General features: G+C 47.6%; 10 protein-coding genes. 7 read left to right on the top strand and 3 right to left on the bottom strand.

What is annotated here, in order from left to right; translation table 11 throughout:
* Window positions 1-169: 169 nt before the first annotated feature.
* Both K0H59_RS15030 and K0H59_RS15025 read left to right on the top strand, forming a co-directional pair.
* The gene (locus K0H59_RS15030) at window positions 170-1,084 is read left to right on the top strand and encodes a DUF368 domain-containing protein (protein WP_220053590.1); all 915 of its coding nucleotides are present in this window, start codon (window positions 170-172) and stop codon (window positions 1,082-1,084) included.
* A 200-nt stretch (window positions 1,085-1,284) separates the two neighbouring features.
* The gene (locus K0H59_RS15025) at window positions 1,285-2,883 is read left to right on the top strand and encodes a hypothetical protein (RefSeq protein ID WP_220053589.1); all 1,599 of its coding nucleotides are present in this window, start codon (window positions 1,285-1,287) and stop codon (window positions 2,881-2,883) included.
* A 77-nt stretch (window positions 2,884-2,960) separates the two neighbouring features.
* Here the strand turns inward: K0H59_RS15025 and K0H59_RS15020 are convergent, their stop codons facing one another.
* Genes K0H59_RS15020 through K0H59_RS15010 form a run of 3 tightly spaced genes read right to left on the bottom strand, consistent with a single transcriptional unit; the run spans window position 2,961 to window position 5,360 of the window.
* Window positions 2,961-3,641, bottom strand: coding sequence for a transcriptional regulator (locus tag K0H59_RS15020; RefSeq protein WP_088210539.1), 681 nt, complete (start codon window positions 3,639-3,641; stop codon window positions 2,961-2,963).
* A 40-nt stretch (window positions 3,642-3,681) separates the two neighbouring features.
* Complete coding sequence (locus tag K0H59_RS15015; RefSeq protein ID WP_220053588.1) at window positions 3,682-4,956, bottom strand: serine dehydratase subunit alpha family protein; 1,275 nt, start codon at window positions 4,954-4,956, stop codon at window positions 3,682-3,684.
* A gap of 20 nt (window positions 4,957-4,976) precedes the next feature.
* Entirely contained in the window at window positions 4,977-5,360 is a 384-nt protein-coding gene (locus tag K0H59_RS15010; RefSeq protein ID WP_220053587.1) for a Rid family detoxifying hydrolase, read from the bottom strand.
* A 256-nt stretch (window positions 5,361-5,616) separates the two neighbouring features.
* On the opposite strand from K0H59_RS15010, the gene K0H59_RS15005 reads away from it, so the two are divergent.
* The 5 genes from K0H59_RS15005 to K0H59_RS14985 all read left to right on the top strand — a co-directional run bounded on the left by K0H59_RS15005 (window position 5,617) and on the right by K0H59_RS14985 (window position 11,912).
* On the top strand, window positions 5,617-6,888 hold the full coding sequence (locus K0H59_RS15005) for an amino acid permease (RefSeq protein WP_220053586.1): 1,272 nt from the start codon (window positions 5,617-5,619) through the stop codon (window positions 6,886-6,888).
* Between the two features lie 248 nt (window positions 6,889-7,136).
* Complete coding sequence (locus tag K0H59_RS15000; protein WP_220053585.1) at window positions 7,137-8,276, top strand: transglutaminase domain-containing protein; 1,140 nt, start codon at window positions 7,137-7,139, stop codon at window positions 8,274-8,276.
* A 16-nt stretch (window positions 8,277-8,292) separates the two neighbouring features.
* The gene (locus tag K0H59_RS14995) at window positions 8,293-8,610 is read left to right on the top strand and encodes a hypothetical protein (RefSeq protein ID WP_220055616.1); all 318 of its coding nucleotides are present in this window, start codon (window positions 8,293-8,295) and stop codon (window positions 8,608-8,610) included.
* The gene (locus K0H59_RS14990) at window positions 8,607-8,906 is read left to right on the top strand and encodes a heavy-metal-associated domain-containing protein (protein ID WP_220053584.1); all 300 of its coding nucleotides are present in this window, start codon (window positions 8,607-8,609) and stop codon (window positions 8,904-8,906) included. Before K0H59_RS14995 ends, K0H59_RS14990 begins: the two co-directional genes overlap by 4 nt.
* Window positions 8,907-9,674: 768 nt before the next feature.
* The gene (locus K0H59_RS14985; protein ID WP_220053583.1) at window positions 9,675-11,912 is read left to right on the top strand and encodes a hypothetical protein; all 2,238 of its coding nucleotides are present in this window, start codon (window positions 9,675-9,677) and stop codon (window positions 11,910-11,912) included.
* Window positions 11,913-11,918: the final 6 nt, after the last annotated feature.

The following is an 11,918-nucleotide window of genomic DNA, read 5'->3' as shown; positions in this document are numbered from 1 at the left end:
GGCGTGTCTGTTTCTTTCTGGTCGGATGAGTGTAACATTGGGATAACATTAAATGCCAGTCGGCCGAATTAAGTAAACTTCATTTCGCGGTTTTTACGCTAACACCGTATAATCACGACAAATTTGTCATCAATGACACTTCATAATGATTTAACTACAAGGACTCACAGTGAAATATTTGCTGACCTATTTTAAGGGAATGGCCATGGGGGCCGCCGATGTGGTGCCTGGGGTTTCGGGTGGCACTATCGCCTTCATTACCGGGATTCTCGATACCCTGCTCGAAAGCGTTAAACGTATTAATCCTTCGCTTTGGGGCGTGATTAAGTCGCAGGGGATTAAAGGCGCCTTTGAACATATCAATGGCGGATTTTTACTGAGTTTGTTAGCGGGGATCCTGACCAGTATTTTTACCTTCGCTAAACTGATTTCTTGGTTGCTGGTGGCCCATCCCATTCCGATTTGGTCATTCTTCTTTGGCCTTATCATCATCTCTGTGGTGCACATGCTTAAGCAGGTGAGTGGTTTTACGCTGGCGCGTTTGGGATTATTCGCCTTAGGGGTTCTGGCAGCTTGGGTGATCACAGTGCTAAACCCTGTATCGGTCGAGGCCAGTTATTTAAATATTTTCTTCGGCGGTGCGATTGCCATTTGTGCCATGGTATTACCGGGGATTTCGGGCAGTTTTATCTTATTATTGCTCGGCTTATATCCAGTGGTACTCGCGGCGGCAAAAAATATCCAAATCGATATCTTGGCCTGTTTTGCCCTAGGCGCTTTGCTGGGGATTTTAAGCTTTAGCCATTTACTCTCGGCCTTGCTGCGTAAATACCATGATGCGACCGTAGTGTTTCTTACGGGCTTGATGCTCGGCACCTTAGGTAAAATTTGGCCTTGGAAACAAACCTTAACTTGGCGTACTAACTCACATGGTGAACAAGTGCCGTTATTGGAGCAAAATATTTCGCCGCTGAATTTTGAACAAGTGACGGGCCAACCTTCACAGCTGATGTTAGCTGTGGTGTGTATGTTGGCGGCCATCGCCTTAGTTTGGGGCTTAGAGAAGGTCGGTAAACGGGACTAAGCCAATCCTGTGGATGATGTGAATAAAAGCAGCGATATTCGCTGCTTTTATGTTTTAAGGCCGATGGAATGTCCTCGACTTTTGGGCAATGTTATTTTGCTGGTCCGTTAAGTTACAATCGCGCCTCAGAGTGCACGCAGTCGATGTTGTGCATCCGTTTAAACTCAGTGAGAGTTTGCAGTTACGATAAGGATATAGTTGTGGAAAAAAAACAGGTTCCCTGGGTTGGCGTGGCGCTAGCCATTTTTGCCTTAGGTCATGTGGTTAACTTAATCATAGATAAACAAGATTCTGAAATATCCCCAGAGTTAAAGCAGCAAATTTCTGACACTATTCAGGCTCACAGAACACCCGCTTCAGCGAATAATGTCTTGATTCATGAGCCAAACAACCGTGAGATTGCCGAGACTTCGCCCAAAATTCCTATGCCTGCAGAATTAGTCGATGTGAGTCAAATCTACAGCAATCTCAATGCATTTGCGGCGCTCAAACGAGACGGTACTGTCGTCACATGGGGGGATGGCGAGTGTGGGGGCGATAGCAATAACGCCGCCGAGCCTCTACTTAATGTAAAACAACTGTATGCGGCAGAGGATACCTGCGGCTTTGCCGCATTAACCCATGACCACAAACTGATCCCTTGGGGAATGGGGGATGAAACTATGCCTTGGACTCGAGGAGTGAGACCTGTACTGCATGATGTGCGCGAATTTGTTGTGGCTAAGGGGCTCTATGCTGCCATTAAGCAAGATGGAAGTGTCGTCAGTTGGTCTTTTGAAGATGCATCAACTGCCGAGCTAGGCTCTGGTCAATACGCCGCGCCTGCGATGACGGGCGTCGTGTCTGTCTCTGTTAACCATGGCGCTTTTGCCGCCTTAAAACGGGATGGAACAGTAGTAACATGGGGGCAGGCGGATTACGGTGGCGACAGTCACGAAGTCGCCTCAGCGCTTAACAATGTGAAACTCCTCTATGCTAACGATAATGCTTTTACCGCTATGACTGCGACGGGCAGATTGGTGTCGTGGGGTAAGGTCAGAGCGGAGCAAAAAGGTCGTGAGCAAGTGGCAAAGCTTAACCAGCTTGCGCCTGCCGTGCAAGTTGTTGCTTCCAAAAATGGCTTTGCAGCGCTGCTGGCTGACGGTAGTGTTTATGCGTGGGGGGAAGGGGAGTTAACTGAGTATGATGTGCCATTCCCTGCCCACTTATCTCGCCCAAATCGTGCCAATAAAGTGATTGATATTTTTGCCAATAATGACGCGTTTGCCGCCTTAACCATCAGCCGTCAACTTATCGTATGGGGCAGTAAATATCATGGTGCTGATACGACGGTCCCTAAAGATAAATTACAAAGCGTGCTTAAGGTTTATCCCTTTGATGAAGGATTTGTCGCGTTACGTAGGGATAATACGGCTATCGCTTGGGAAGGATGGGAATTGGCAGAAAACCAGCTGCGTTATCAAGAGGTCACTCAGGTGAGCAAAGTGGTGACCTATGAACGTGAGTTTGCCTTTTTAAAGCAAGATGGCACTGTAGTTGATGGTCGCTTTGGCCCCAAAACAGACATTACTCAAGCCACGGATATTTTCCCAACGGGGTTAGGCTTTACGGTTAAACGCCAAGATGGCTCGATTGCAGTATGGATGCGGGAAGATCCGGCAGTGACGCTAGATAAGCAAGCCGTTGATTTGAGCCACATGCGGGATATTCGCAGTAATTTGCTGGATGTGATCGCCCTCATGGACGATGGTACGGTACAGGCTTGGGATGTCACAGGTAGAACGAGCAATGTGCTCTAAGCCAATGAGCAATCCCATTTGAAGCTAGCAAGCTAATAAAAACAAAGGGCTAAGATGTTCATCTTAGCTCTTTATCTTTAAGCGAGGCTTTTATCGCTTTCGGCCTGATTGGCTTTAATTTCACGCAAATAGCGGTAAATGGAATGCACTGAAATCCCCAATCGAGTGGCGGCCACTTGGGCGCTATCCTTGAGTTCGAAAATCCCTAACTCATGGAGTTGATTGACAATTTCGCGACTCTTTTGTGAAGGGGAAATCGCGGGATTGGCACGCACCTCGTGGTTAACACTATCGATAGTGCTGTGTAGCGCCTCATCAATATTGCGCGCAAACACCTCGGGCGAACTGGTCAATTCGCTGCCAAGGAGCTGCTCCGGCATCATAGTGCGCAGCACAGATTGCAGCGGCGCATCCATATCGGTATTGATGCACAGTAACCCAATCGGCAGGTTTTTAGGATTACGGATAACAGTGGTTATCGAACGTAAGGTCTTACCGTTGGCACACTTGGTAAGATAAGAGTTGGAAATATCCTGACCCGTTTTGAGCTTAAGCAAGGCCAGGTTAGTGATGGGCGCACCGACCTCACGGCCAGTGACATGACCATTGGCAATTTTGACCACAGAAGGGTGCTTAGCATCTAAGCTGTGCAGCACGACCTCTGTATGTTGGCCATACATGGCGGCAATCCCATCGACGATATTTTCGATGGACTTGAGTATATCCAGATCGCTTTGGGTTAAGTCTTGCAATTTCACAATATTCTTACCTTTTCATCAGCTTACCAGGAAAACCGTCTTATTCAGACATGATGTTAATAATAGTGACATCCGTAGATGACATGCCATTGAGTACCATCTTGCCTATGTTTTTAATGGTTTTCTCAACATCTTTGGCAATGATACCTTGGCCCGAAACGTTTTGGCTGTTGAGCGCCATTAAGAAGGAGCGTACCGCCGCACTCGATGAAGTACTGACCTTCATGGCGCAGGAGGCTTTGGCACCATCACAGACCATGCCCGAGCTGTCGCTGATGACGTTTTGAATCGCAAAGCAGGATTGCTCGAAACTACCGCCCGCTAAATACACCATGGCCATAGAGGCGGCGGCGCTGGTGACCGTATTGCCACAGAATGCCGATAACGGTGGATAGTGGGACTTGATATAAATCGCCCCGAGGTGGCTCATGATCAGCGCACGAGCCAATTTCTCTTCGCTGACTTTATAACACTGAGCGGTGATCACCACTGGAATCGTCGCCGCAATCCCTTGGTTACCACTGCCTAAATTGCTCATGGCGGGCAGATTGGCACCGCCCATACGTGCATCTGAAGCCGCCGCGGTGAGCATTACAATCTTATTGAGTAAGTCTTCGCCGATGATCCCCGCAGCAATGCCGTTTTTCATGGTGCGGCCGACTTCCAAGCCATAGGGTTTGGACATACCTTCATCGGATAATTTACTGTTTAATTCCGAGGCTTTAAGAATAAATTGGATTTCTTCGAAGGGCACTTCTTGGGCGAAGCGATAAATCGATTCAATATTGATATCGACGCCGTCGCAGATTGAGCCTGTAGCCTTGGCTTGGGCGCTATCGGCGGTAAAGACTAACTCACCATTTAAGCGCTTCTCGGCAATCAAGGTATGGCCGCCACAGATTTTCACCATGGCCTCTTGTTCGCCGGCGGTTAAGCTGACGCAGCAATAGATAAATTCGTCGGTCTCGGTACGCTCAACCTTCACTTTACCCGCATCGATAAGGGCCTGCGCCAGTGCCACTTGTTCAGGTGTCACGTTGGCTAAAACTTCTAATCCCGCATCGGCATTGCCTGCAAGCGCGCCTGCGGCTGCGGCGATAGCGAGACCGATTTTTCCTGTGCCGGGCACATAAACGCCCATCGAGTTTTTATACAAGTTATCAGAAACTTGCACCGCAATGGACTCGGGTTCTACCGGTAATAAGGTACGGGCCACGGCCGCGGCATAGGCCGCGGCGATCGGCTCGGTACAGCCTAAGGCGGGTTTAACCACTTGGTTAATGATCTGAATGTATTGCTGCCATAGAGGTTTCATCGGGCTACAACCTTACCAATTTATGCGTGAACGTGGGCGATGGCTTCGACTTCCACTTTGACACCCAGTGGAAGATCTTTTACCGCAAAACAGCTGCGGGCAGGGCAGTCGGCTTTGAAATAGGTTTTATAGACTTCATTAAAGGCGGCAAAGTCACTGATCTCACTCAAGTAACAGGTGGTCTTAAGCACGGTTTCTAGGCTGCCACCACCGGCTTCAATCACATATTTCAGATTCTCAAGGCATTGCACAGACTGTTCGCTGATCCCACCCTCGATAACGCCACCTTTCTCTTTACATACAGGCAGTTGTCCAGAGGTAAAAATCAGGTTGCCATAACTCGTGCCGTGGGAATAAGGGCCAATGGCGGCTGGGGCACGTTCTGCATGAATGATGCTTTTCATTATCTCTCCAATCTGCAAATAAAATTGAATGCTGTCGAATTTCTATGTGCAATATTATTTGCATATTTTGGTTTGGTTGCAATTATTTTTTAATGATTCATGCCGTAAAGACGAGTTTATGCGTCGTTCAGCGGGTTTTGGACCGAATTGTGAGCGACGGCACTTTGTTCAACAAAAGTTGAGTATTTTGTTTGCTGAGTTTGTTTTGTTCAAATATATTTGCAAAAAAATAACATCAACTCGGTTAGGATGAGATATGGATGCAAGGCTAACGACGGCACAATGGAAAGAGGATACCCGCTTCGACAGTACGGATTGGGGCTGGATCATTATGAGTATTGGCATGGCGATTGGCGCCGGGATCGTATTTTTGCCGGTGCAGGTGGGCTTGATGGGCTTGTGGGTGTTCTTGCTCTCAAGTGTGATTGGTTATCCCGCCATGTATTTGTTTCAGCGTTTGTTTATCAATACCTTGGCCGAGTCGCCCGAATGTAAGGATTACCCGAGTGTGATTTCGGGGTATCTGGGCAAAAACTGGGGCATTTTACTCGGCGGCTTGTACTTCATTATGTTGGTGATTTGGGTGTTTGTGTATTCCACGGCCATCACTAACGATAGCGCCTCCTTTTTACAAAGCTTTGGCGCAACTACGTCATTATTGTCTGAAAATCCCTTCTATGGCCTAGCGCTGATCTGCGGTTTAGTCGCATTGGCCTCCCGTGGTGAAAACCTACTGTTTAAGATCTCCACTTTTATGGTGCTCACTAAGCTTGGGGTGGTGGCGGTACTCGGGCTGATGATGGTCGATAAGTGGGATATCAATAACGTTGGTAGCGTGCCCAGCACGGGCGATTGGCTAAAGAATGCGATTGTGATGTTGCCCTTTACGCTGACATCGATTCTATTTATCCAAAGTTTAAGCCCTATGGTGATCTCCTACCGCTCGCGGGAGAAATCCCTTGCCGTTGCCCGCTTTAAGGCGATGCGCGCGATGAACATTGCCTTTGGGGTGCTGTTTGTGGTGGTGTTTTTCTACGCTGTGTCTTTTACCCTCGCCATGGGACATGAGCAGGCGGTACGCGCTTCCCATGAAAATATCTCCGCCTTAGCCATGGTGGCCCAGGGGATGCCAGGGCAAACCTTAAAGCTGCTTAGTCTGACCTTAAATATCTTTGCGGTGATGACGGCGTATTTTGGTGTGTATTTAGGGTTTAGGGAGGCGTGTCAGGGATTGACCATGAATACGCTGCGCCGAGTGATGCCCGAGGAGCGGATCAATAAGTCGTTAGTGGGTTACGGCATCATGATCTTTACCATTTTGCTGTCCTGGGGTGCGATTGTATTAAATGCCCCTGTGCTGAGTTTTACCTCTATATGCAGTCCTATCTTCGGTTTAGTGGGTTGTTTGATCCCGGCCTATTTGGTCTATCAAGTGCCTGCGCTGCATAAATATAAAGGGGTGTCGCTGTATATCATTATTGTTACTGGCTTATTGCTATGTATTTCGCCTCTGCTTGCCTTTAGTTAATGCTTTACCTCCTTTACAAACAGGTATAGCAGTCGTGCTGTACCTGTTTTTTTGGCTTCTATTGAGACAAATTGTCTTAATTTCCCCGCTATTTACTAGGCTGATTGTGCGCTAGTAGTGGTTTTTGTCATGCTGTTCGCGCTGGATGAAATTTGGTGATTGTGCCGGATCGATAACTTTCTATAATCCTTGGCAACTACTTTAGTGGTCTCTTTTTTTCTAATGCTTATCAAACTAAGGAATGCCTAATGCAAAGACGTGATTTTTTGAAGGGTGCAGCCATTCTGTCGGCGGCGGGAACCGTGATGCCAGTGTTAGCGGCGTCGACGCAAACCCATGCGATGACCGATAAAAGCTGTGGTCGTCGCCGATTTACCTTAACCAATACCTATCAGCTCGTCGCGCCAGAAGGCTCTGCGGGCGTGGTGAAGTTATGGGTGCCACTCCCTGAAAACACGGCTTTCCAGCAGGTTGAAAAACTTAACTTTAGCGGGACTTATCAAGATGCCTATATCAGTGCCAATAACCACTATGGCGCTAAAACCCTGTTTGCCACTTGGCCCGATGCCAAGGATAAGATGACCCTAACGCTAGAATTAGTGATAGAAACCCAAGATTGGGAACCCGTTAAAAGTGGCGAGTTAAGCCATTACCGTGCGCCAGCTAAGCCTGAGTATCCTGCCGACGTCGCCATTTATCTTAAGCCAACCAAGCATATGCCAGTAGACGGCATTGTGAAGCAAACGGCGGATAAGATTGTGGGTAAAGAAACCGAGCCGCTCAAGCAAGCACAGTTAATTTACAACTGGGTGAGCGCCAACATGTATCGTGATAACGATGTCATAGGTTGTGGCAGTGGCGATGTAGCCGCCATTCTTGAAAGTGGCAAACTCGGCGGTAAGTGTACCGATATCAACTCAGTATTTGTGGCGCTGATGCGCGCTGTCGGTGTGCCAGCCCGTGAAATGTTTGGTATTCGTTTAGGCCAAGCCATCAAGATGGGCCATTATTCCAAAAAAGCCTTTGGCAGCGCCGATGATAAGGGCTTTGCCGATGTGACTGGTGGTCAACACTGCCGTGCCATGTTCTATCTTGCGGGTTATGGTTGGTTACCTGCCGATCCTGCGGATGTCACTAAAATGCGCCTCACCGAGAAAAAGGAGCATAGCGACCCTGCGGTACAAGCGGTCAATGATTACCTATTTGGTAACTGGGAAATGAATTGGGTTGGCTTTAACTATGGCCGCGACTTTGACTTATTCCCCGTGGCGGAGCAGACTCCACTGAACAATTTTGGTTATCCCTATGCCGAAGTGGACGGCGATCCTGTGAATTACTATGAGCCAAAAGTTTTCGCCTATGAGTACAAGTCAAGCGAGCAGCGCTAAACCGCTGCTTGCCACCATGGCCGCCGCCGTTGTTGCGGCGGTTGCCTCTAGCCTTTGCTGCATTGCGCCCTTAATTTATTTAGTGTTTGGCGTGTCTGCGGCTGGGCTGTCGGGGTTATCGAGCTTAGCTTGGTTACAAGTGCCCATGTTGCTTCTATCAACCGGGCTCATTTTGCTGGGTTTTTGGCGCTTGTACTTTGCGAAAAAGCCGCTTTGCACTGGTACATTTAGCCGAGGACAAATGCTATTCGCCTATTGGCTGACCGTGCCTATTGTGCTGGCGTTCCAACTGTATCCCTTTGTTTTACCTTGGCTACTTGAGGTGTTCGAATGAAGCCACTATTACGTACTACTCTAATGCTCATCGCATCACTGGGGTTTACGCCATTCACTTGGGCGGATAACGTGCAGGTAACACTCGATGTGAAAGGCATGACCTGCCCGTTGTGCGTCACCGTCGTTAATCAGGCGCTGCGCAAAACCGATGGGGTGATCAAAGCCAAGGCAAACTTGAAAACCGAGCAGGCCGTGGTCACAGTCGCCGATGATTTTAACCTCGATAAGTTGATTACCGCCGTCGACGCCACAGGCTACAAAGGCAGCATCAATAAGATCGAAAAGCAGAGCTGATATTGGCTCATTATCGCTTCAGTATTTAATCTAAAAAGCACAACCTAATTGGGTTGTGCTTTTTTGTTTGCGACTCTTAGGTGCTGGATTCTATTAAGCAGAACAATATTAATATCGAGTTTTTCATTCACTCACACTGACATGGTTAATGCTGACCAAATTACTACTTTTGACAGAATGAAGTCTCTAGGTCGCCATACTGGCAATTTCACTGCCAGCAGTAATATGCGATGTAGACCTTGCTCTATTATTGGCGCAAATAAAACCAGTAACTAATTATGAGGGCCTGAATCTTATCGATACCCTTGAGTTAACGCGTTTGAATAAGGAAAGAATCTAATGGCATGCTTACAAGGTGAACACTTGTGGTTAATGGTATCACTATGATTTTAAATATTTTAATTTTTAGATGGATAGCTACGATTTGAGCTTGTAATGGGTATTCTTAGTACTATTAATGAATATATATGATTATTATTTTGTTAACATCGGTGTTACTTTTTGAGATAAGTTCTTCGCTACAGTCGTCATCGAATGTTATTCATTTTAAGCCGTTGTAATCCTATTTGTGGATACTTCGAAGAGCTATTTTTACCGTCGAATTCCTACTGCAGAACAGAGCAAATTGAATTCGAAATCGCGCTCATTTTCCATCAATAATATGCTTCGCTCAAATAGATACCCCGATAAAAATCGCCTCAAAAATGTATTTATGTTCGATTAACGGGCATAATGCGGCGTTTTAATATTCAGTTACAGGGAATAACCATGAAGTATTTGGTTAGCGTAGTTACATGTTTTCTATTATCTGCCTGCTCATTTGGCGATGCCGATGTGGAGTTTAAGCCACAAAAAGGCGATGAGCGCGCGTATCAAGTCTATAGCACTGCCCGCATCTCGGTCGAAGCGGGTGGCCGTACCGAAACGGTGAACACCACATCCCATCAATTACTGCGTTATAAGGTGCTCGAGACGGGTAAAAATAGCCGCTTCGAAGTGCACGTCGATTATATGAAAATGCAAGATGGCCAAGGGAGTGGCGTGAGCAGCGGCGAACGGGCTGAGCGAAATCCCGAAATGCATGCCATTTTCTCTCAGGGCTTTGAATTTACCTTAAATTTAGACGATGGCAGCGTTAAAGAATTTAGCGCATTAAATAAACCCGCCTGGCAAGCCATGCTCGCAGAGCGCGGCCTTGAGCTCGAGCAGGAACTTAAAAAGCTCTTTAGCTCATCGGTTTTTATTAATTCGATACCCGCTGAAGTGGGGGCTGTGGTGATGCTTCCGGCCTATCAAGGCCATGCTAATTCAAAGCTTACCGTGTTAAAGGTCACTGACACCCATGTTCTAGCTCAAGTGGAAAGCGAAGGTGAGCAAGCCAAAATATACGGCCAACTGATGCTTGAGCGCGACCGAGGATGGCTTGTGCAGATGGGGCTAGTGGCTGAGGTGCCCTTTGAGCGTTATGGCTTTAAGGGGACGATGCGCAGCAATGTGATTATGGTGCCTAAGGAGCGTGAGCTGGGCGATCTGTCGCAGCAAGTGGCTTTTGATTACGATTTCCCACCGGGTGAGTATGAAAAACAGCCTGAACTATCATTAGAAGAGGCCAATAAACCCTTAACCCAAGAGGCGGTATTTGCCTACGATGCGGGTTACTTTGACCTTATTGATGACCAACTCAGTCTTACCTATCAGCATGATTTTTCAGGTTTAAAAGCATCGGGAGAGTTTCGTCTAACCGATATTACGGCGCACAGTGCCGATGGCAGCGTTTTACCGCTACAACTCGATAAGATTTATCGCTTTAATTTCGCTGAAAAGGATGGTTTTTATAAATCCGTAGAGCAACATTTGCTCGTCGGTTGGAATGAACCCTCCGAGCTGTTTTCCCAAGTGACTGAGTTTCGTGCTAAGGCCCACTATCAGGGCGCCAAGCTGGTTAAACTGGCATTAACACCCGATCCAAACAAAACGGTGTCTTTGCAGTATAAAGATTTACAGCTGGAATTTGCCCCCATCCCCGATAAGCCTTTTTCGTATGTGCTGACATCACGCGATCCAACCCATAAATCTTGGTTAGCGGGTCGATTTGACGGTGCCGAAGGTGCCATGATGAAGTACCAATCACCGTCGGTAGAAGGGCCTGCTTGGTTAACCGCAGCCGAACGGAATATGTTGGGGTTAGCTGCATCGATGCAATTTGAACCCACTACCTTCTTTAGTTTTCCGGCCGAGCCACAGGCGCTAACCATCTATGTGAATACACCGGATGAGAGTAGCGAGCTGACTAAAAATGTTCGTTTTATTCCGATGATGGATTATATGAAGAACGTCGCTTATCCCCCAGTGGATCAGCGCACGCTTTACCGTGATGATATGTATGCGCGCTACAATGAAGCGCCGCAAGAGACATTAGCTGCGGATCCCGCCTTACTCGAACCCCAAATGGTGGCTAAGTATGGCATAAGCCTACAGTTAAGCGCCGAGCAAGCCGCCGTGTGTTCGTTAACTGTTGTGGATGCGCCCCAAGTTGACGGCCACAGCTTGCAATGGACGCAGATCAAATCCGAAAACAGTATGGCGGAACATCTTGATAGGACTGTTCTATATCAACTCACCAGTGCCGATGGGATCCGTCGTAATTTTTACGATATTAAAGTCAGCAGTGCCTTGAGCTGTAGCGGTACACCCGAATGGCAATCCCTTGCGTATCAACCTAAGCAAGGTTGGCTGATTGATACCACTCAATTACCTGAACTCGATACCACGCAAACCGTGGGCGAGGTGATGCGCCATTATCGTTTTTTAAATGCGCAGAACATTCCACTCGCGCCTTTTATGCCAGCTGAGCGCGACGATTTTTATCAACGGCCGTTACAGCAAGTGCTACATCAAGACCGTTGGTTTGAGCTGCAAGGGCGAGTGCAGGCGATTGAATACCTGAAGGTTAGCGGCGAGCCCGTTAATAAACAGTGGGTTACTACATTCCCAGCCTTGCCTTAAGGAACT

Source organism: Shewanella sp. FJAT-51649, from assembly GCF_019457435.1.
Classification (GTDB): domain Bacteria; phylum Pseudomonadota; class Gammaproteobacteria; order Enterobacterales; family Shewanellaceae; genus Shewanella; species Shewanella mangrovisoli.
The sequence above is the reverse complement of the archived record's forward strand: the minus strand, read 5'-3'. Positions and strand labels throughout refer to the sequence as shown.

Coding starts and splice junctions, on each gene's coding strand:
- K0H59_RS15000 (WP_220053585.1), top strand. CDS start 7,137: ATGCAAAGACGTGATTTTTTGAAGGGTGCAGCCATTCTGTCGGCGGCG.
- K0H59_RS14990 (WP_220053584.1), top strand. CDS start 8,607: ATGAAGCCACTATTACGTACTACTCTAATGCTCATCGCATCACTGGGG.
- K0H59_RS15010 (WP_220053587.1), bottom strand. CDS start 5,360: ATGAAAAGCATCATTCATGCAGAACGTGCCCCAGCCGCCATTGGCCCT.
- K0H59_RS15005 (WP_220053586.1), top strand. CDS start 5,617: ATGGATGCAAGGCTAACGACGGCACAATGGAAAGAGGATACCCGCTTC.
- K0H59_RS15015 (WP_220053588.1), bottom strand. CDS start 4,956: ATGAAACCTCTATGGCAGCAATACATTCAGATCATTAACCAAGTGGTT.
- K0H59_RS14985 (WP_220053583.1), top strand. CDS start 9,675: ATGAAGTATTTGGTTAGCGTAGTTACATGTTTTCTATTATCTGCCTGC.
- K0H59_RS14995 (WP_220055616.1), top strand. CDS start 8,293: ATGGCCGCCGCCGTTGTTGCGGCGGTTGCCTCTAGCCTTTGCTGCATT.